The sequence below is a fragment of the Photobacterium lutimaris genome (assembly GCF_003025555.1).
Taxonomy (GTDB): Bacteria; Pseudomonadota; Gammaproteobacteria; order Enterobacterales; family Vibrionaceae; genus Photobacterium; species Photobacterium lutimaris.
Map to the genome: position 1 here is coordinate 175853 of NZ_PYMH01000010.1, position 20427 is coordinate 196279.

Genomic DNA, 20427 nt, shown 5'->3' on the forward strand with positions numbered 1-20427 from the left:
TAAGTTCATATGGCATGGCAGTATACATGGCGCCACACCGTTAATGATGAATGTAAAATTTGGCTATTAGGCAACGGGTAGGAATATATACCACACCTGTTTCCTATTATGAAATTATTGGTTGTCACAAAAGCAAAAAAAAACCGGCCATAAGGCCGGTTTTTATTATTGGGCAGTCAAACTGCCCAATGGCGACTGAGTCGGATTATAGAGACTCAGTGAAAGTACGAGCGATAACGTCTTTCTGCTGTTCAGCAGTTAGAGAGTTAAAGCGTACAGCGTAACCCGATACACGGATAGTTAGCTGTGGGTACTTCTCTGGGTGCTTAACTGCGTCTTCTAGCGTTTCGCGGTTAAGAACGTTAACGTTCAGGTGCTGACCACCTTCAATGCCAGACTCGTGGTGGAAGTAACCATCCATAAGGCCTGCAAGGTTAGAACGCTGAGTATCCTGCTCTTTACCTAGTGCGTTAGGTACGATAGAGAAGGTGTAAGAGATACCGTCTTTCGCATCAGCAAATGGTAGTTTACCTACTGAAGTTAGAGACGCTACCGCACCTTTCTCGTCACGACCGTGCATTGGGTTTGCACCTGGTGCGAATGGAGCACCTGCTTGACGACCGTCAGGCGTGTTACCCGTCTTCTTACCGTATACCACGTTTGAAGTGATAGTCAGGATAGACTGAGTAGGAACTGCGTCACGGTAAGTCTTAAGCTTACGGATCTTGTTCATGAAGCTAGAAACAAGTTCACAAGCGATGTCATCAACGCGAGAGTCGTTGTTACCGAACTTCGGATAGTCGCCTTCGATAGCGAAGTCGATTGCGATACCGTCTTCGTCACGTACAGGCTTAACTTTAGCGTACTTGATAGCAGCTAGTGAGTCAGCAGCAACAGAAAGACCAGCGATACCACAAGCCATAGTACGGCGAACGTCACGGTCGTGTAGAGCCATAAGCGCTGCTTCGTAGCTGTACTTGTCGTGTGAGTAGTGGATTGCGTTTAGTGCAGTCACGTACTGAGTTGCTAGCCAGTCCATTAGGCTGTCTAGGCCTGCGTATACTTTGTCGAAGTCTAGAACTTCGTCAAGCATTGGCTCTGCCTTAGGACCAACCTGAATTTTCAGCTTCTCATCCACACCACCGTTGATTACGTAAAGTAGTGTTTTAGCAAGGTTTGCACGTGCGCCGAAGAACTGCATGTGCTTACCGATAACCATTGGTGATACACAACAAGCGATAGCGTAGTCATCGTTGTCGAAATCAGGACGCATTAGGTCGTCGTTTTCGTACTGGATAGAAGAAGTATCGATAGATACCTTCGCACAGAAACGCTTGAAGCCGTCAGGTAGCTGCTCAGACCATAGAACAGTGATGTTCGGCTCTGGAGAAGGACCCATAGTGTATAGCGTGTTTAGGAAACGGAAGTTAGTACGCGATACTAGCGTACGACCGTCAACACCCATACCACCCATTGATTCTGTTGCCCAGATTGGGTCACCAGAGAATAGCTCATCGTACTCAGGCGTACGTAGGAAACGAACCATACGTAGTTTCATTACGAAGTGGTCGATCATTTCCTGAGCTTGAACCTCAGTGATCTTACCTGCCGCGATATCACGTTCGATGTAGATATCTAGGAAAGTAGACGTACGGCCAAGAGACATTGCCGCGCCGTTCTGAGATTTAACCGCTGCTAGGTAGCCGAAGTATAGCCACTGGATAGCTTCTTGTGCGTTAGTTGCAGGCTCAGAAATGTCGTAGCCGTATTTAGCGGCCATTTCTTTCATTTGACCTAGTGCACGGTGCTGCTCTTGAATCTCTTCACGAAGCTGCATAGTCATCTGTAGGTCATCGCCCTTCTCTAGCTTCTCTTGTAGAGAATGGAATTGAGCAACTTTTTCCTTGATTAGGAAGTCGATTCCGTAAAGAGCAACACGACGGTAGTCACCGATGATACGACCACGGCCGTATGCATCAGGAAGACCGGTTAGAACACCAGACTTACGACACTTAAGGATGTCTGGAGAGTAAACGTCGAAAACGCCTTGGTTGTGCGTTTTACGGTACTCAGAGAAGATCTTAGATACTTGTGGGTCAAGAGTACGGCCGTACGCTTTACAAGAACCTTCGATCATGCGCACGCCGCCGTTAGGCATGATTGCACGCTTAAGAGGCGCTTCAGTCTGAAGACCAACGATAGTCTCTAGATCTTTGTTGATGTAACCTGCGTCGTGAGCAGTGATGGTAGAGACAAGAGAAGTATCAAAATCAACAGGAGCGTGAGTGCTGTTTTCCTGCTTGATACCTTCCATTACCTGATCCCAAAGCTTGTTAGTTGCTTCAGTACCTTCAGTAACTAGGAAAGACTCATCACCCTCATATGGAGTGTAGTTTTTCTGGATAAAGTCGCGAACGTTAACGTCGTTCTGCCATTCGCCTGCAGCGAACCCTTCCCAAGCTTTAGCAAATTGCTCTGCCATGACATACCTACCTTTTTAGTAGAAAAAACACGTACTGCGGTGACTGTTGAGCCAGCCTCACCAAATGGTGAACAGCACACTTTATATAAACAATAATACGGATAACCAAAAAGCGTGTCAGGATAGTGACCGTTTGATTATTCGTATTAGTGCTTTCGGCACTAATGGAGTAGGGCAGTGCATGCACTGCCCTGTATACGTTTGTTACAGTAGTGCTGGAATACCGTATTGGCCTTCAAGCATACCTACTGCCAGCATCGCAACCAAACAAATGATTAGCGCGCCTGCTGGAATGATGATTTTATCGACAATTGACAGCTTAGCTGCACGTTCTTTGTTACCGATAAGACCATTGTTGTCTAGCAGCATGGTTAGTGCCCATGCTAGTACAGGGTTAGCAACGATGGCTGCGAACACACAGATACCAGCAGCCTGTGAGTCCTTGGTGTCTTTCACCATCTGAACACCGGCTTCAAGAAGCGGCAGGAAAACACCTACAAGCAATGCGATACGCATTACTGGAGGCCATACTGCTACATCCATTGGGAAACCAAGGATCGCGACAATGATACACATCACACCCAGTAGAATCGCACCTGCTGGAATTGGACGCTTCGCAATACCTGCCGGGATAATATATGTACCCCAAGATGACGTGATGTTACAACCACCGACCGCTGTACCTACCATCTGGCGTAGTGAACAAGTTGTCATAGTGTCATCAACGTCCATCAGAACGCGATCAGTACCTTTCGGGTAGTTCAGCTCTTGGAAGATGCGGTGACCCAAGAAGTCTGGTGACCACATTGCTACAGCAAGAATCGCAAACGGCAAAGAAGCGATGAAATGCTCAATACCCGGTAGGCCAAGCATCCAACCTTGCTCTGTGCTGCCCCACCAGTACACTGGATTCAAGTTAGGCAAACCTGTTTCGGTTTCGAATACTAGGTCAAAGCCCGCACCAAGTGCAAGGGAAACCAGTAAACCGGTTATTGCACAAGCAGGGATCGCCAGCCAGCGCTTGTTTACTTTGGCTAGGTAGGCGTAAAGAATAATGTTTACAGCCAATACGACCAAGCCGATGTATCCGAGGCTACCTTGTGCAACATCAGCACTCTGAAGACCGACAGCCCAAGACTGGATATCGCCAATTTGGCTCATCGCACCGGTGAAACCGAGGAAGATGAGCAGGCCACCGGCCACCCCCTCACTGGTGAGGTTGACCAGTTTCGACCCCCCCTTAAAGTAGCTCAGCAACAGGCCGAAGACACCGATAAGGATAGCCAGCGCAAGTGGGTGGGCACCAGCCAGGGCAATGGTACCGATCAACGGGATCATTGGGCCGTGGTTACCCGCCAAGTTGGCGCGAGGGTTAAAAAATCCCGAGGCAAGAATACAAAAAAGAAGGGCTGGGATTAGCATTTCAACACGGGCAACTTCGATAGCAAATGTTTTGCCAAGTTCCACGTGATCCCAAGCTGCTGTCAGGCCATCAGCCCAAGACATAGCAACCGATGAGTACATCGCGATAATTGCAATCGTACCCGCTAGCGCAGGAACCAGATCTTCAAGCTCAAAACGGAAGTCACGGCCTGGAAGGTTTAGCTTCCAGCGGCGTGGTTTCATGATTTTCAGCTCATGATCAAGATAGTCGGAACGACTAGCGAAGTCAGATGCAGGGCGGTGTAGCTCCTGATAACTTCTTTCTTGTGATGACATAAGTGCCTCGTTCTACATTAAAAAATAATTTTTATTTATATTGTTGGTTGAAACTCACCCAACAAACCTGCCTATTGTATGTATTTAAGCCAAGCAGTTGTTAAGTGTAATTTAATTTCACCAAATTTGGCTGCAGTGTACCGCTTGTCCACTTAAATGGAATTGATCTCGATCACTCTCGCTAAAATTTTGTAAGTAAATCACCAAAAAAAATTGAGTGAAAAGTACAATTGTTGCGAAATATGAAAGAAATTTTATAACAAAAGTAAACTTGTGAAACGCGCCTTTCGTTGTTGATTTGAGCTTATAGCCTTGTTTTTGCTGTGGTTATTCTTTTTAGATACGCGTTTGTCGGGCTACAGGCATGTTACCTAAAAAGTAGCAACTAAGTAAAAGTATTTTGTGAAATGTATTCAACTTTTTTTGAGTGGAATGAAAGGGCGAACATGTAACCAAAGTACAAAATGGGCCCAAACTGATAGGGCATCAGTTCAGGCGTATTGTGCAATTTTAGCTTAGTTCTGCGTTTTTGCCGTTTGCAGTTTACGGTAAGACTGCAGCAATTTCTGGTGGGGAGGGAACTGGCTCATGGTCAGATCGCCGGCTGTCAGGCCATGGAAGCGCACACTGCCTTCAATTGAGCCCCACGCGGCCGCGACAGTCTCGGAACCGTACTTGCGCTCGAAATCGGCTTTTAGCGTGGCCGGATCATGCTCTTCGTCCAGGGCCAACTTTAGGCTGTCGACTAGGCAGCGGACGAAGTTGGCACGATCGGTGCTGTAAGTCGATGTGTTGAAGGCAACACTCCATTGTGCATATTCCAGAGCCAATTCAAGATCGCCGCCAGCCAGTGCAATTAAACATTTCAGCTCACCGACTCGCAGGGTTTGCCATGCATCACTGGTGTCGGTCGCCATGCCAAGTATTGCAGGGAGGAGCGTGTTGTCGTCGAACTCTTCTTCGACAATATGGAACATCTCGGCATATTGCTCAGCATCCCATTCGACATTCGGTAATGCCAATAGTACCTCGCGCAATTCCAAGGCCACATTGTTGTTGGCTTCAATTAGATCGTCTACCGGCGAAATTTCAGACCAGCCCGGAACGATGATACGGCAGCAATCGACACCAAGGTGGTCGTAATCAGCAATATAGACATCGGCACCTTCAGCGTGTAATCGGCCCATCAAATAATTGAAGTGCTCTTCAGATGTGCCGCTGATGCTCCAATCGCTGAAATCAACGCTAGATCCAGGCTGGAACAATGCCGACGGAACGAAGCCTGCTGACTCCGCTGGCTGGTTATCCGATACGTCGTCATTATTGGTTGCTGAGCTTTCGGCAGAATGCACAAGGAGTGCATTGAGTTCATCAAGGCTGCGACCCTGTAAAAGCTCAGTGATAGCACGCTCGAAAGCAACCTCGAAGCAAGGGTGAGCACCGAAAGCAGCAAAACTCACCTGCTTGTCTGGGCTGGATAGTGCGACACAGACCACCGGGAATTTACCGCCAAGGGAGGCATCGTAGCTGTTGATTTGAAACCCTTTCGCCTTGAGTGCGTCCATTGCACCCTGGATAGTGGTAAAACGGCTAAGCGTAGGCTGCGGGATTTCCGGCAGGCTAATTTTCTCATCAATAACGCGGCTTTTGATTTTACGCTCGATGATGTCGCACAGGGCCTGAGCGCGGGCTTCGAATTGGGTATCGCCCGTGGAGATCCCAATTGATGCATACAAGTTGCTGATGATATTGACCGGTATATAGGTCGTTTCCTTGTCGCTTTGGCGTTCGAATGGCAGGGTGCAAATTCCTCGCACCATGTTGCTCGATTGCAGATCGACCAGATCGGTACCTAATAGCTCAAGGGTGGGATCGTAAAACTGGGTCAGGCGCTCATCCAAAATCGCTTCCGGAGGCAAGTTTTCTTCAAGATCGATAGGGAACCACTTCTCGTTCGGATAATGAACGAATTCGCTATCGGCAACGGCCGCGCCCAAATAGTAGTCGTTGTAGAAGTCGTTGGTTGCCAGGCGCTCGAGATATTCGCCCAGAGCCGATGCTAGAGCGGCCTTTTGGCTGGTTCCCTTGCCGTGGCTGACGTTCATCGGTGCATCTATATCACGGATTTGCACAGACCAGACATTGGGGATCGGGTTGTGCCATAAGGCACTTTCCATGCTGTCCATATTGAAGCCAAGTGCTTGGAGTTGAGTATGGAAACGCGCAATCGTTGCTTCTAGCGTGGCGTCTTTACCGGTTACAAATGTTGTCATTATCGATCTCGTCACAAGACAGGAGGTTGAATGGCGCGAAGTATAACTAATTATGAACAGGATGCCCAAACGCGACTGGGGTGCGTTTGGGCATCCTAACTGATCATATTGATGAAAGGCCAAATGGCATGGTTTGTGGTGACTTGGCAATGGAAACATTTTGTCGATATTTTGACCGCAGTCCCACCTTGTGCGGTCGACCAGTGAAAGTAGTCACAGTTATTCCCTATGGCATGTAGCAGAATGAGTTGGTCAAGCGAGTTCCAACTAACTAATAATGCTGATTTAAAATAGATATTCACTACTTTTGTCGGTGGGCGTTCGTCTCTGCAGAGAAAAGCAGATGAAGTCAAAGAGGGATACGATGAAAGCAACAATAGCATCAAATATCGACGCGCTGCGTGATGACTATATTGCCGCAGTGACGCGTTTGGTGGCTATTCCCAGTGTGTACCAGGAAGATGATAGCGGTAAGCCGTTTGGCAAGCCGATTGACGATTGTTTGGACGAAACACTGGCGTTATGCCACGACCTTGGGTTTACCATCTATAAGGATCACAAAGGCTATTACGGCTATGCCGAGATTGGTGATGGTGAGCAAATGATAGGGGTGTTGGGCCATTTGGATGTGGTACCAACCGGTGATATGTCGGCTTGGCATTCTGATCCGTTTAGCCCGGAAATCCGTGATGGTCGTTTATATGGGCGCGGTACCCAAGATGACAAAGGGCCTACACTGGCCGCTATTTATGCGGTGAAAGCCTTGCTCGACAGCGGTGTGGTGCTCAATAAGCGCATTCGCTTCATTTTCGGTACTGATGAAGAAACCTTGTGGCGCTGTATTGAACGGTACTTGGAAAAAGAAGAGGTACCAAGCTGTGGCTTTACGCCAGACTCCGCTTTTCCGCTCATTCATGCTGAAAAAATGCTGATCCAATCTTGGCTCCACGGTCCGGGGGATGACCTTATCTCGCTGGAGTGCGGTGGTGCCCTGAATGCGGTGCCTGAGCTGGCCAAATATGAAGGCCCGTTGTGGGAAGAATTGGCCGCCAAGCTTGATGAGCTGGGTTATGACTTTAGCGCAGAAGATGCCGAGGTAACGGTTTTTGGCAAGGCCGCACACTCAGCTGCCAGCGATACCAAAGGGGTCAACGCGATTGCCCGCCTGTGCTTGGCATTAAGCAGCATTGGGGTGACCCACCCGGTGATTAAATTTGTCGCCGAGCAAGTCGGTGAAGATGCTAACGCCATCGAGATCTTTGGCCCGATCGAAGATGTCAGTGGCCGCCTGACTTTCAATGTTGCCCAGCTTGAACTTAGCGATCAGGCAAGCAAACTCGGGATTGATATCCGAGTGCCGGTTTCGTTTGAAAAAGACGACTTCGATAATGATATTCAGGCTGTCGCCGAGCAGTACGGTTTGCGCTACGAGGAATTTGATGTGCTACCTTCCTTGTATATGCCTGCAGAAAGCCCGGTGATCCTAACGCTGATGAAAGCTTACCAAGAAATCAGCGGAGATATGGACAGCGAGCCGATGACATCCGGTGGGGCAACGTATGCCCGTGCGATACCCAATTGTGTGGCCTATGGGGCGATTTTCCCCGGTCGCGACAAGGTAGAACACATGCCGAATGAATATTTGATTATTGATGACATGCTCAAAGCAATGAATGTGTATGCCAACGCGATTTATCAGCTGCAGGGAGTAGAGTTATGACCACGACTACAGAGGCTGGCAAAATGAAACGTTCTTTCAAAATGCCGACTGTTTATACCATTCTTTTTTCCATCATTGCCCTTGTTGCCCTGCTTACATGGGTCATGCCTGCGGGCAAGTATGACTACCTGGTGAATGGCACCGATGTGGTGATCCCTGCCGCTGAAGTGCTCGATTACGATGGGGGTGAGCGGTTACTGCCTATTCCTGGTACCTACCAAGAGCTGGAGTCTTCGCCGCAGGGGGTCATTGATATCCTGATGGCCCCGATTAAGGGCTTCCATAAGGCGGTTGATGTTGCGCTGTTTGTACTGGTGATTGGTGGTTTCCTTGCCGTGACCATGCGCACCGGTGCGATGGACTCCGGTGTGGCGGCGATTGTCCGTAAGTTCCGTGGCCGTGAGCAGATGATGATCCCGGTACTGATCACTTTGTTTGCACTCGGTGGCTCGACCTACGGGATGGCCGAAGAAACCGTGGCCTTCTGGGCGGTGATCCTGCCGGTAATGGCTGTGGCGGGTTATGACCGCATGGTTGCTGCAGGGATCATCCTGCTGGGCTCCGGGGTTGGGGTATTGGCTTCAACGGTTAACCCATTTGCGACCGGTATTGCCTCAGGATTTGCCGGCTTGCCAATCGGTGACGGTATCGTCCTTCGTGTGGTGCAACTCGCGATTTTGATTGTGTTGGCATCGTGGTATGTCATGCGTTATGCCTCGAAGGTAAAAGCGGACAAAGCCAACTCGGTGCTGGCGGATATTGAGTTTAACGACGAATTTTCCCATGTCAGTGACGATACCGGTGAGTTCACCACCAAGCAGAAGTGGACCATGGGGATCTTCTTTGGTGCCTTCTTGGTCATGATATACGGTGTTATTCCATGGGAAGACATGGGCATTACCGCGATCCCTACGCTGTGGTGGTGGTTCGATGAGCTGTCGACCCTGTTCCTGGCATCGGCTATCTTGATTGCGATTATCAACCGTATGCCTGAAGGGGAGTTCATTAAGACCTTCATCGAAGGGGCTAAAGACCTGATCGGTGTTGCTCTGGTGGTCGCTGTTGCTCGTGGTATCTATGTGGTGATGGATAACGGTGTGATCATCGATACTATCCTTAACTGGGCTGAAGGTGTGGTGACCGGCCTGTCATCAGGTGTCTTTGTGGTCGTGACATACTTCGTCCATATCGTACTGAGCTTCTTTATTCCATCGACCTCAGGTTTGGCAACCGTGTCAATGCCGCTGATGGCACCGCTGGCTGACTTCTCGGGTATCGGCCGTGATTTGATTATTACGGCTTACCAGTCTGCAAGTGGTTGGATCAACATTTTTGCGCCAACCGCAGGCCACCTGGTGGCTGGTTTGGCACTGGCGAAAATCCCTTATGAGCGCTTCCTGAAATGGGTGATGCCGTTTGTGGTGATGGTGTTGGTTATCACTGTTGTACTGTTGTTTGCCGGCGCTGCAATGGCGTAAGTAGCCTATCGTCCAACCTAAAAAAAGCGAGCCTTATGGCTCGCTTTTTTGTGGAGGCTTGCTTATCAAGCTTGCTCGGTATTACTCCGGCTTGGGAGGCTGAACCTTGGGCCTTAAGGCGAGTACATGCAGCAGGCGTTCGGGGGCCTGCGGCCAGATCAGTGGGCTGGCAACCGGGTTATCTTCGGTAAACCAGCCTTCGAAACGAAGGGTGTTATATTGGTAGAACTCAACAGTATTGTACAGAGGAACCGTCACCTGCTGGTTGGCAATGATCTGGTTGAGCTCTCGGATGATTTGGTGACGTTGCTGGTTGGTTGTCGCGACCGGAAATTGTGTCAGCAGCCTATCGACCCGTGGATTTTGGTAATAATGCATCGCATAGCGCGGGTAGTGAGGGGCCTGGTATGCGCTGTTGAACGCCGTATCAAAATATTTGAATGGAGTCGGTCCCTGCGGGTAGTTAGTAAGCGCCAGCTGGTAGTCGGCATGGGCGAGGCGTTCGTTGAATTGCAGGAAGTCAGCCTGAACAGATGTTACCTGAATATCAATTTGGCGTAGCATTTCACTGATCAACTGGGCCGTCGTATTGAAATCAGACCAGCCTTTTGGGGTGATAATCGTGAGTACTAACGGTTTGCCACTTGGCAGATCACGCCACCCGTCGCCATTGCGATCGACCAGATCGATGCGAGCGAGTAGGTCTTTTGCCAGCATCGGATTATAGGAGACATAGGGGCGGTACTTTTCGGTGATCATGGGATCAGCCCAGGAGCGGAAACGTTCACTCATCCCCGAGGCATAGCGGGATGGTTCACCCTGCCCAAAGGCGGCAATATCGATCAAGAGCTGGCGCTGCAAGGCCATCGAGATTGCGCGGCGAAAATCAACATGGTTGAACAGTTCACGCACACCAGGATCGGCAGCCTTGAAGTTGAACATCAAGCTGACGTTGCTGGCGGGGGGGAGCCAGTATTTAAAGTCGGGCGAATAGGAAGAGTAGTGGCGCTCAATGTCGGGGATAAAACTACCCGTCCAGTCGAACTCTCCCTTAGAAATTCGTGAAATGAAATCATCGTTAGTCGTGACTTTGGGGTAGCGTAAGCAGTCGATATGGCGTTTGTCTGCTTGCCAATATTCGGGGTTGGCACACTGTAAGTAGCCGTTGTCATCCAGCGCCTGTATGTCGGTAAAAGGGCCAGTGCCGACTGGGTCTGAGTTGGTGAATTGGATAAAATTGTCCACCTGTTGCCATTGGTGCTTTGGCACGATGGGAAGCAGAACAAGGGTGTAGGCGACCAGAGCATTGGGCTTTTTCAGCCTGAAATACACCTCGTGCTTGTTACGCTTTTCGATGGATTTGACCCACTGCCCGATGCCGTGTGAGTCAAGTTCTGGATATTTAAGCGCAATGGAAAACGAGAAAATAACATCATCGACACTGAATGGTTTCCCATCCGACCAGTTCACCCCTTCACGAAGCGAAAAACTGACCCCCATGAGGTCTTTATCGAGCTGGTAGCTCGTCGCCAAACGGTACTCTGGCTTGTTGTTTTGCAGAGTATTGAAGATAACCAGGGGCTCAAACATGAATTCATGCGTTGTAGGCATGCTAGCTTTAGAAAAGGGATTAAAGTTGGCCGTTACTGCATCTTTATATTCCGGTACGACCGTTAGAATTGTTACAGATTGTGGCTGTGAGGCATGTGCGTAGATAAACGGATAAAACGTGCTGAAAACAAGCAGTAACAGGCTAGCGAAGCAGCACGTCGAGCGTGCTGAATTTACTGTAATTATTGATTTATCAAACATATTTAATCCGGCGGTCTATTTTCCCACTTAAATTACCGCATGCAGATAAATAGTTCAATGTGGGCGAAATGGATGTTAGTTGCTGTTTTATTCTTTAAATGTGACTGGTTATTCTCGCTTTGTGCTGGTTAATGAAATGTTGCCAAATTTTATTTCTAGTGATACCGTCGATAAAAGTGTTCGCAAAACAGACAATCTTTTGTCTTTTTGGGCAACGAAATCCCACTCGTTGAAATATGCACTGAGGGGATATGGTAATTCACGGAGTAACAGGAGTTGGCGCACATGGCAGGTGAAGTGGCGCTTGATGTAAGGGATTTACATAAGTCTTTTGGTCAGAACGAAGTCCTTAAAGGTATATCGTTAACGGCCCACCGTGGTGATGTAATTTCGATTATTGGCTCTTCCGGTTCGGGTAAGAGTACTTTTCTGCGTTGTATCAACCTACTTGAAACACCGACTCAGGGAGAAATCTGGGTCAATGGTGAACTGATTAAAATGAAAAATAATCGACAGGGTGAGTTTCTTCCCGTTGATGAAAAACAAGTACAGCGAATTCGCTCCCGCCTCGCGATGGTTTTTCAGGGATTTAACCTCTGGTCACACATGACGGTGCTGGGTAATGTTATCGAGGCCCCTGTACATGTGCTGGGCGTGCCCAAGGCCGAGGCCATTGAGCGTGGCGAGGCATTGCTGAAAAAGGTCGGTCTCTATGAGCGGCGTAATTATTTCCCCGGCCACTTATCGGGTGGGCAACAGCAACGTGCCGCGATTGCCCGGGCACTGGCTGTCGACCCTGAAGTTATGCTGTTTGATGAGCCGACATCAGCCCTTGACCCTGAGTTGGTGGGGGAAGTACTGGGGGTCATGCAAGACTTGGCACAAGAAGGCAGGACCATGCTGGTGGTGACCCACGAAATGGCTTTTGCCCGTGATGTATCGAATCAGGTGATGTTTCTGCACCAAGGGAAAGTTGAAGAGCAAGGCGATCCCGCCAAGCTGTTCTCGAACCCAGAGTCTGAACGTCTCCAGCAGTTTATTTCATCGATTTATTAAGCAAACTGGCAACACTAGGACTAAAAGTACAACAGGAGTAAACAATGAAAAAATGGATTTTGGCAGCAGCCGTTGTAACAGCTTTGGGTACCAGTGCCGTACAGGCAAAGGAATGGAAAACCGTGCGCTTCGGTATTGAAGGTGCTTATCCTCCGTTTAGTTGGACTGAGCCGAACGGTGAGCTGCGTGGTTTCGATGTGGATATGGCCAATGCGCTGTGTAAAGAGCTGAAAGCCGACTGTAAAATCGTTGCGCAAGATTGGGATGGCATTATCCCATCCCTGCTCGCGCGCAAGTACGATGCCATTATCGCTGCGATGTCTATTACCGAAGAGCGTAAAAAACGCGTCGACTTTACTGGCAAGTACGCCCTTATTCCAAACAAGTTTGTTGCCAAGAAAGGGACCGATATCGATTTCACCCAAGAAGGCCTTAACGGCGTGAAGGTGGGTGTCCAGCGGGCAACAACTCACGATAAATACCTTTCCGATAACTTTGATGGTTCGGTGGAGATTGTTCGCTACGGCTCATTTGATGACGCATACCTTGACCTGAAAGCTGGCCGTATTGCGACGGTGCTGGGTGATGCCTCTGCACTTGAAGAAGGCTTGTTGAACAAGCCAGGTGGTGACGGTTATGAGTTTATCGGTCCGTCTCTGACTGATCCTAAATGGTTTGGTGATGGCTTTGGAATTGCAGTTCGCAAGCAAGATAAAGATCTGACCAAACAGCTTGATGAAGCTATCAAGTCACTCCGTGAGAAAGGAATTTATCAGCAGATCGCATCGAAGTACTTTGCTTACGATGTTTACGGTGAGTAACCAGTAGAAACTTTGCTGTGATCCTGATAGGAGGCCCCTTCAGGATCACTCTCCTAAGCAGTAAGAAGGAGCTTCCTTTTGATTGATTTGAAAGGTTATGAATGGTCACTGGTGGAAGGGGCATGGCTTACCCTGCAAGTTGCTTTGTTATCACTGGTGCTGGCGATGGTGCTGGGGATGCTGGGCGCTTTGGCAAAGTTATCCCCTTATCGCTGGGCGCGGGCCATTGCCACATTCTACACCACGGTGATCCGTGGCATTCCGGATCTGGTATTGATGATGCTGATCTTCTTTGGCGGTCAGATGTTGCTCAACGATAGCCTCTACCGGATCAATGAATTTATCAATGGCTATTTCACGTCTTCGGATCCAAACCACGAGTGGACCGCTTATCTACCCGATTATATTGAGATCAGCCCGTTTATCGCTGGGATCTTAACGATTGGTTTTATCTTTGGCGCCTACATGGCAGAGACTTTCCGTGGTGCGATTATGGCTGTCGATAAAGGGGAGCTGGAGGCCGGTAAAGCCTACGGTATGAGTGGCTTCCTTTCTTTTCGTCGTATCCTGTTACCGCAGATGGTTCGTCATGCCTTGCCGGGGTTTGGCAACAACTGGCTGGTATTGCTGAAAACCACCGCGCTGGTGTCGGTGATCGGGCTTGATGATATGGTGCGCAAAGGCGCGCTGGCGGCAGGGACAACCCAGATGCCATTTACATTTTATATGTCAGTGGCGGTTATTTTCCTTTTCTTTACTTCGCTCTCGACCACTGGCCTAAAGTGGGCTGAGCGTAAATTCAGTATTCACACGAGGTAGGTATGGACTTTAGTATTCTGACTGACTCGTGGCCGATTTATTTGCAAGGCTTGTATACCACGGTATGGCTAGTGGCCGCTGCCTTGGTGATTGGCTTGGTGATTGCAATTCCGATAGGTATTGCTCGTAACAGCAAGATGCCATTGGTTTATCTTCCTGCGTGGGCGTTTATCTACTTTTTCCGTGGCACCCCGTTGCTGATCCAGCTGTATTTGATTTACTACGGCTTGAGTCAATTGATCAATGTGCAAGGCACTATGTGGCAGGAGGCATGGTTCTGTGCGCTGGTGGCCTTTGTGCTCAATACCGCAGCCTATACTGCAGAGATTGTCCGTGGTTCGATCAACAGCATGCCGAAAGGCGAAATTGAAGCGGCCAAGGCGTATGGGATGAGTCCCGCTCAGGCTTTTCGTCGGATCATTTTGCCAAGCTCACTGCGTCGTGCTTTGCCTGCCTATAGTAACGAAGTTATTTTCATGCTCCATGGCTCGGCGGTGGCCGGTATCGTGACGATTGTTGATCTCACCGGGGCGGCAAAAATCGTCAACTCCCGCTACTACGCACCGTTTGAGTCTTACCTGTTCGCCGGTATGTTTTATATGGTATTGACCTTTATCATCCTGTGGGGGTTCCGCAAGCTTGAGGGGCGCTGGATGAGACATATGCGACCATTGTCGTAGTGGTTAGCCGATTGTGAAAAGAAAAGCCCAGCGAATATCAATTGGCTGGGCTTTTTTAATACTGGTATCAGCGTTGTTACACTGCAATATCGTCGTATAGTGTTGTCGCGGTCAATTCTGCCACTTCGTCGATATACTGGCGAATGCGGTTGGGGAACTGAACGCCTTTGACAACCGTCAGGTTGCGCAATGACGGGAACAGATTGACGTCATCGTAACTCAACACATTGTTGCGCTCAGACGGTAATTGCAGCCAGGATAGCAGCGCGAAAGAGGCATTGAGCTCGGCCAAATATTCTTCAGTTTTGCTGAAGGCATCATCAAAGTCCTGCTCGATCATCGCAGTTTTGTTCTTGGTAAACCACGCTTTTGCCTCTTCGCATTGGAACTCAGGTAGCTCGACTTTCATCCAGCGCGGGTATAGCAAGCGGCTGCTGAATGGACGGGCGACAGTAGACCAAGTGCTGATGTTGTCGTCGTTGCTGCCGGTTGCCAATACCGGGTTGCCATTAAGGACGTCGATGTAAGCGGCGATATCCAAGCTTTCAGCCATGTAGCTGCCGTCTTCTTTTTGCAAGATAGGCACGAGGTTCGCACCGACCTTGTCGATACGTGCATCCACGTCATGGTTCTGCAGGTAGACCAGTTCAATATCAGCCTTCTTCAGGCCCACCACCATCATGGCTTTGATACAGAAAGGGCAGTGATCAAATACAAACAGTTTCATCTTCTTTCCTTGTGAGTCAACTTGTGCACTGAAATTTCCAGTGAGGGGACGTCGTTTCCCCACTCACTGAAGTAACTTGCCTTATTTGGCCTTATTTGGCCTTATTTGGCCTTACTTGAAGGTTGACCAGATAGGCGCGTGATCTGACGGTTTTTCGATGCCACGCAATTCGTAGTCGATGCCTGCTTCAATGCAGCGCTCTGCCAGCGAAGGCGTTGCCAACACAACATCAATGCGCAGGCCACGGTTATCCACGAAGCCTTTTGAGCGGTAGTCAAACCACGAGAACTGATCGTCAACCTCAGGGTGAAGTTGGCGGAAGGTGTCAACAAAGCCCCAGTCCAGCAAGGTTTTCAGCCATTCGCGCTCAATAGGCTGGAACGAACACTTGCCGGTTTTCAGCCAGCGTTTGGCATTGGCCGGGCCGATACCGATATCCAGATCAATCGAGCTGATGTTAATGTCACCCATCACAATCACTTCTTCGTCGTTGTTGTGGTGATCGTTAAGGTAGGTCATCAGATCCGCATAGAACTTCTCTTTGGCCGGGAACTTGGTCTCGTGGTTGATGTTATCACCCTGTGGGAAGTAGCCGTTCAATACTGTTACCTTGCGGCCATCTTCTTGCTCGAAGGTTGCCATGATCATGCGGCGCTGGGCTTCCTCGTCATCAGTCGGGAAGCCTTTGCGTACTTCAATTGGCTCTTGCTTGCACAGCATTGCCACGCCGTAGTGGGCTTTCTGGCCGTGGTGGTAGACCTTGTAACCCATGGCCTCGACATCTTCAATCGGGAAGGCTTCGTCATGGACCTTGATTTCCTGCAGGCCAATCACGTCTGGCTGGTGTTTGTCGATCAGGGCTTGAAGTTGGTGGAGGCGAGCGCGGAGGCCGTTGATGTTGAAGGAAATGACTTTCATTATGTTATCCAATCCGATTTGGTCATAGGACTATTTTGTCCCGAGCAATGCTATCGATACTAACACACATTGGTAAAGCCATTGAACTGGCTGGAGGACGAAGGAGGGGGAGCCTTGGTTCTTGTTAGTATTTGTCTAAGCGGTAAAACGTCGTCTAAGCTCAAGCTTGATCGACTTACTATGATGCACAGCGAGGTCAACATATGGGTGTTATTTCGTGGATTATTCTTGGGCTCATTGCCGGAGCACTGGCGAAGTGGTTAATGCCGGGGGACGACGGTGGCGGTTGGATAGCGACAATGGGATTGGGCATTGCCGGTGCTTTTGTTGGCGGTTGGGTTGGGTCGTTTATTGGCCTTGGCGCGGCAACCGGTGTCAATTTTGGTAGCTTGGTGACAGCGACGTTCGGGGCACTGATTTTACTGTTTGTGTATAACAAGTTCATCCGGAAATAATTTGGCAGGCCTGCGAGTGGGTGAAGTTGTTCAAGGAAGTTGATGATCTTGTTCAGCTTTAACCTCCGGACATCTTACAAGTCGTTTCCTATAATCGATGCATAGCTGATAAATAGACACGGTCAAAAGGCTATACGATTTAACTAAGGAGCGGCTGATGGGCAAGTTAGTGAAAGGTGTTTGGCACGATGTTTGGTATGACACTGAAAACAACAAGGGTGAATTTGTCCGTGAAGATGCGGGGTTCCGTCATTGGTTAACTGCCGATGGTCGTGCAGGGCCAATGGGGCAAACCGGGTTCAAGGCTGAATCGGGGAGATACCACCTGTATGTTTCGCTTGCTTGCCCTTGGGCGCATCGCACCCTGATTTTCCGCGCCCTGAAAGGGTTAGCCCCCCATATTGGCGTTACTGTCGTGAGTCCGGATATGCAGACCAAAGGCTGGGAGTTCTCGCAGCCTGAGCCTCTCTATGGCTTCGATTGTCTACATCAGATCTATACCAAGGCCAAGAATGATTATACCGGTCGCGTAACGGTACCCGTGCTTTGGGACAAGAAAACAGAAACCATTGTCAGCAATGAGTCGTCTGACATTATCCGGATGTTCAACGATGCCTTTAATGAGATCACGGGGGTTCAACAAGATTTCTACCCGTATGCTCTGCGCCAAGAGATTGATCAATGGAATGAATTTATTTATCCCAATATCAATAACGGGGTATACCGCTGCGGTTTTGCTACTACCCAAGCGGCGTATGATGAGGCTTTTGACAATCTGTTCAGCGCGCTAGATAAGCTTGAGAGCCATTTGACGACAAGCCGATATTTGGTAGGAAGTACACTGACCGAGGCCGATTGGCGGTTGTTTACAACGTTGGTGCGTTTTGATGCGGTGTATGTCGGTCATTTCAAATGCAACCTCAAACGCATCGCTGATTACCCAAGCCTTCAGGGCTACCTTAAAGAGCTTTACCAGGTGTCGGCCATCGCCGATACGGTCGACTTGTATCATATCAAGCGGCATTACTACTTCAGTCATCATATGATTAACCCGACAGGCATTGTACCCAAAGGGCCGGAGCTGGACTTATTGTCACCACACGGTCGTGGCGACCTGTTATAGCTGCTTGATGATTAAGCGACCCGAACGCTTCCTACCCAGTGTTTTCAGTCTCAAGAAAGCGTTGGGTTTGTTTCTTGTAGGTCAGTGCCACTTTGTGCTGATGAGGCGATGCCCTCTTGCTAGTCATACCTTCTAAAATTTGTTTTCGCCAGTTTTCCAAGTCACCGGGCAGAGGCATGGAGCTAATGGCTTTCATATTGTTTTTTATATCCTCTTCACTTCCCACATTGAGATCCAGCATACATTGTAGGTAGCCAAGATTGCCTTCGCTGCAAAGTGGGTATTCATGGACAATATTCTGGTAGCAAACCAAGGCTTGCTCCGGTGAGGTGTGCAAAATGTGGTACGCCTCTTTCAATTGGCTCTCTAGCTGCTGGATCCTTTCGGCAAGGTGGTTTTGGTGCTTGATATCGTTGAGCCGGCTTTGGCTATGACCATCAAAACGGTTTCGCTTATCAATTGCCTGCATCACACTGCTGATTAATTGTGTTTCACCGAAATGCACCAGTAGGGGAAGGGTGTCGGCCAAAACCACGGATGGCAGTTGGGGGATCTTATTGAAAAAATGTGAAAGCCCCAGCAGCAAACGCCGTTTGGCTTTTAGTGGGTAGGCGCTCCCAAGCAGTAACCGGCTCATGATGATATGGCTGTAAGTGTTGAGAAACGGCGCTTGGGTTGGCATGACCCGGGAATGGGCACGTTTATTGATTTTTTGCAGAGCGAGCTTGAGGTGCTGACGTTGGAGCAGTGATGGCTGGCTGAAATAGACTTGCTCGAAAATAGCCATGTACTCCGCAAGGCAGATGATCCATTCGACATCAATGATGGGTAGGTGGTTAGCCAAGGTATGCCCGGCTTTGATCACCTGCTCAACCCGGTCGAGATCGGCAGCCAGCTGGGCAACTCTGAGAGCGCGGTGACTGATACTCGGTGTTAGCTTGAGTGCCTTCTGGGCGCTGTTCAACGCATCGTAATAGGCTTTGTCCTGCTCTTGGTAGTTGGCAAGATAATCGTACAGTTCAATATGCAGCGGCGATTGTTGTAGCTGGCTTTCCAGTAAGTGGATGGCTGCTTTGAGCTGGTTATTATGGTGCAGGATCTTCGCCAGAATCAGGGTTAGTTTTGGCGAAGGATGGTGTTTTTTCAGTATATTGGCGTACTTTTCGGCTTGTAGCCATTGACCGTCTGCGATCAGTAAATCTAGCAGTAGCTCTTCAAGCTTGTGATGGTAGCCGGCATGCATCAATTGCTTTTTACATAAGGCGATGGCCTTTTTTTGCTCTTGGTTGAGCAGTGCCTTGTATACAGGTGTGCGCAAGGCACATTCGTGAAGGGTGGTAACTAGCTTGGCTTTGACCATGTCGGCAGTGATCGGCTTGGCCATAAAGCTGTCGGGCTCCACCGACATACTGGTTAAAATCACTTCGGCTGAATGATCGCCTGAGATCATGATAATACCGCAGTAAGGGGAAATAAGTTTTTTCCGGCGAAGTAGGTTAATCAGTTCGGTGCCTGTGAGTGGGCCTTCGAGGTGATAATCGATAAACAGGACATCAAATGAATTATGCTCGCAGTATTGCCGTGCCTGCTGGTGGTCAAGCGCGGTATCGACATGGGTTAACCCAATGTGTAACAGCATGGATTTGAGCATGGTGGTAGCCAGTCTCTGATCGTCGACAATTAAGGCTTTCACCGCATGCAGGGGCAGTGTTTGTCCTCGTGACGGGCTTTGATTTATTGGCATGTCCCTATTCCAACCCCTATGATACTAATTGAATCATAGGCATACAAAAGACATTTAGCCAACGCAGGCTATTAGGTTTGTGATTAAAAGTAGAATTTTGAATGCAATGTTGACGGAGGTGGAAATATCAGGCATGAAAAAAGCCAGTAGTTTGCACTACTGGCTTGAAATGATGGTGGAGGGAGATGGATTCGAACCATCGAAGGCGGAGCCGTCAGATTTACAGTCTGATCCCTTTGGCCACTCGGGAACCCCTCCACGGGGTGTTGCTAGTTGTTGGCTTTACCAGCCAGAAAACTGTCGGCCACTCTATTGAGCTAAACAATTTTCAAAATGATGGTGGAGGGAGATGGATTCGAACCATCGAAGGCAGAGCCGTCAGATTTACAGTCTGATCCCTTTGGCCACTCGGGAACCCCTCCACGGGGTGTTGCTAGTTGTTGGCTTTACAAGCCAGAAAACTGTCGGCCACTCTATTGAGTTAAACAATTTTCAAAATGATGGTGGAGGGAGATGGATTCGAACCATCGAAGGCAGAGCCGTCAGATTTACAGTCTGATCCCTTTGGCCACTCGGGAACCCCTCCACGGGGTGTTGCTA

15 protein-coding genes and 3 tRNA genes are annotated in these 20427 nt (G+C 49.1%); 8 read left to right on the forward strand and 10 right to left on the reverse strand.

Features of this window, described 5'->3' with window-relative positions; genetic code table 11:
- Positions 1 to 205: 205 nt before the first annotated feature.
- The 3 genes from pflB to ycaO form a co-directional block, all read right to left on the reverse strand.
- On the reverse strand, positions 206 to 2482 hold the full coding sequence (gene pflB, locus C9I99_RS19310) for a formate C-acetyltransferase (RefSeq protein ID WP_107350470.1): 2277 nt from the start codon (positions 2480 to 2482) through the stop codon (positions 206 to 208).
- 204 nt (positions 2483 to 2686) lie between these two features.
- Positions 2687 to 4201: a DUF3360 family protein gene (locus C9I99_RS19315; protein ID WP_107350471.1), complete on the reverse strand. Its 1515-nt coding sequence runs from the start codon at positions 4199 to 4201 to the stop codon at positions 2687 to 2689.
- 515 nt (positions 4202 to 4716) lie between these two features.
- Complete coding sequence (gene ycaO / locus C9I99_RS19320) at positions 4717 to 6474, reverse strand: 30S ribosomal protein S12 methylthiotransferase accessory factor YcaO (RefSeq protein ID WP_107350472.1); 1758 nt, start codon at positions 6472 to 6474, stop codon at positions 4717 to 4719.
- A 364-nt stretch (positions 6475 to 6838) separates the two neighbouring features.
- Between ycaO and C9I99_RS19325 the strand changes: the two genes are divergently transcribed.
- Entirely contained in the window at positions 6839 to 8194 is a 1356-nt protein-coding gene (locus C9I99_RS19325) for a M20 family metallopeptidase (protein WP_107350473.1), read from the forward strand.
- The gene (locus C9I99_RS19330; RefSeq protein ID WP_107350474.1) at positions 8191 to 9672 is read left to right on the forward strand and encodes a YfcC family protein; all 1482 of its coding nucleotides are present in this window, start codon (positions 8191 to 8193) and stop codon (positions 9670 to 9672) included. Before C9I99_RS19325 ends, C9I99_RS19330 begins: the two co-directional genes overlap by 4 nt.
- A gap of 81 nt (positions 9673 to 9753) precedes the next feature.
- Here the strand turns inward: C9I99_RS19330 and C9I99_RS19335 are convergent, their stop codons facing one another.
- Positions 9754 to 11484 carry an ABC transporter substrate-binding protein gene (locus C9I99_RS19335; RefSeq protein WP_107350475.1) on the reverse strand — a complete coding sequence of 577 codons (1731 nt, stop codon included), beginning with the start codon at positions 11482 to 11484 and terminating at the stop codon, positions 9754 to 9756.
- A gap of 285 nt (positions 11485 to 11769) precedes the next feature.
- Here C9I99_RS19335 and C9I99_RS19340 point away from each other — a divergent pair, with 285 nt between their 5' ends.
- From C9I99_RS19340 to C9I99_RS19355, 4 genes are all read left to right on the forward strand, one after another.
- Entirely contained in the window at positions 11770 to 12540 is a 771-nt protein-coding gene (locus C9I99_RS19340) for an ABC transporter ATP-binding protein (protein WP_107350476.1), read from the forward strand.
- A gap of 44 nt (positions 12541 to 12584) precedes the next feature.
- Positions 12585 to 13361, forward strand: a complete 777-nt coding sequence (locus C9I99_RS19345) for an ABC transporter substrate-binding protein (RefSeq protein ID WP_107350477.1) — start codon at positions 12585 to 12587, stop codon at positions 13359 to 13361.
- Between the two features lie 78 nt (positions 13362 to 13439).
- On the forward strand, positions 13440 to 14180 hold the full coding sequence (locus C9I99_RS19350; RefSeq protein ID WP_107350478.1) for an ABC transporter permease: 741 nt from the start codon (positions 13440 to 13442) through the stop codon (positions 14178 to 14180).
- Between the two features lie 2 nt (positions 14181 to 14182).
- On the forward strand, positions 14183 to 14860 hold the full coding sequence (locus C9I99_RS19355) for an ABC transporter permease (RefSeq protein WP_107350479.1): 678 nt from the start codon (positions 14183 to 14185) through the stop codon (positions 14858 to 14860).
- Between the two features lie 76 nt (positions 14861 to 14936).
- Here C9I99_RS19355 and grxB read toward each other — a convergent pair whose 3' ends face one another.
- Together grxB and xthA are read right to left on the reverse strand one after the other, a co-directional pair.
- Positions 14937 to 15587, reverse strand: coding sequence for a glutaredoxin 2 (gene grxB, locus C9I99_RS19360; protein WP_107350480.1), 651 nt, complete (start codon positions 15585 to 15587; stop codon positions 14937 to 14939).
- Positions 15588 to 15698: 111 nt separating this feature from the next.
- Positions 15699 to 16505 (reverse strand): exodeoxyribonuclease III, encoded by an 807-nt coding sequence (xthA, locus tag C9I99_RS19365; protein ID WP_107350481.1) that lies wholly within the window; start codon positions 16503 to 16505, stop codon positions 15699 to 15701.
- A gap of 203 nt (positions 16506 to 16708) precedes the next feature.
- On the opposite strand from xthA, the gene C9I99_RS19370 reads away from it, so the two are divergent.
- Positions 16709 to 16960 carry a GlsB/YeaQ/YmgE family stress response membrane protein gene (locus tag C9I99_RS19370; protein WP_107350482.1) on the forward strand — a complete coding sequence of 84 codons (252 nt, stop codon included), beginning with the start codon at positions 16709 to 16711 and terminating at the stop codon, positions 16958 to 16960.
- 157 nt (positions 16961 to 17117) lie between these two features.
- Positions 17118 to 18083, forward strand: coding sequence for a glutathione S-transferase family protein (locus tag C9I99_RS19375; protein WP_107350483.1), 966 nt, complete (start codon positions 17118 to 17120; stop codon positions 18081 to 18083).
- 31 nt (positions 18084 to 18114) lie between these two features.
- Here C9I99_RS19375 and C9I99_RS19380 read toward each other — a convergent pair whose 3' ends face one another.
- The 4 genes from C9I99_RS19380 to C9I99_RS19395 all read right to left on the reverse strand — a co-directional run bounded on the left by C9I99_RS19380 (position 18115) and on the right by C9I99_RS19395 (position 20413).
- On the reverse strand, positions 18115 to 19827 hold the full coding sequence (locus tag C9I99_RS19380; protein WP_107350484.1) for a response regulator: 1713 nt from the start codon (positions 19825 to 19827) through the stop codon (positions 18115 to 18117).
- A gap of 173 nt (positions 19828 to 20000) precedes the next feature.
- Positions 20001 to 20085 (reverse strand) — tRNA-Tyr (locus C9I99_RS19385).
- Positions 20086 to 20164: 79 nt separating this feature from the next.
- Positions 20165 to 20249: transfer RNA gene (locus C9I99_RS19390), tRNA-Tyr, on the reverse strand.
- A 79-nt stretch (positions 20250 to 20328) separates the two neighbouring features.
- A tRNA-Tyr gene (locus tag C9I99_RS19395) sits at positions 20329 to 20413 on the reverse strand.
- Positions 20414 to 20427 lie beyond the last annotated feature (14 nt).